The organism is Nocardioides terrigena, assembly GCF_003047265.1.
GTDB classification, from domain to species: domain Bacteria; phylum Actinomycetota; class Actinomycetes; order Propionibacteriales; family Nocardioidaceae; genus Nocardioides; species Nocardioides terrigena.
Map to the genome: position 1 here is coordinate 1 of NZ_PZYY01000067.1, position 599 is coordinate 599.

At 47.6% G+C, this 599-nt stretch carries 1 protein-coding gene; it reads left to right on the top strand.

Annotated features, from left to right (window positions below):
• Positions 1-599: phosphoglycerate kinase (gene pgk / locus DAE25_RS22880; RefSeq protein ID WP_107768566.1), on the top strand; the 599-nt coding region annotated here is incomplete at both ends.

The window sequence follows — 599 nt, forward strand, 5'->3', positions numbered from 1 at the left end:
GTATTCGTGATGGATGCATTCGGTACGGCACACCGTGCGGAAGGTTCGACTTACGGTGTTGCGGAATACGCGCCGGTTGCTTGTGCGGGTCCTCTATTAGCGGCGGAATTGGATGCGCTAGGTAAAGCCTTAAAAGAACCGCAACGTCCGATGTTAGCGATCGTAGGCGGCTCAAAAGTTTCTACTAAATTAACCGTATTAGACAGCCTTTCAAAAATTGCAGACCAATTAATCGTTGGCGGCGGTATCGCAAATACTTTCATTGCTGCGGAAGGTCACCCGGTAGGCAAATCGTTATACGAAGCGGATTTAATTCCTGAAGCGAAACGTTTAGCGGCGGCAACCAATATTCCTGTTCCGGTTGATGTACGCGTCGGTACCGAATTCTCTGAAATCGCACCGGCAACGGAAAAAGCGGTATCTGAAGTTCAAGCGGACGAATCAATTTTCGATATCGGTGACAAATCTGCAGAAGAATTGGCAAATATAATCAAATCGGCAAAAACCATTCTTTGGAACGGTCCGGTCGGTGTATTTGAATTCCCTAACTTCCGTAAAGGTACCGAAGTGATTTCAAACGCTATCGCAGAAGCGACCGC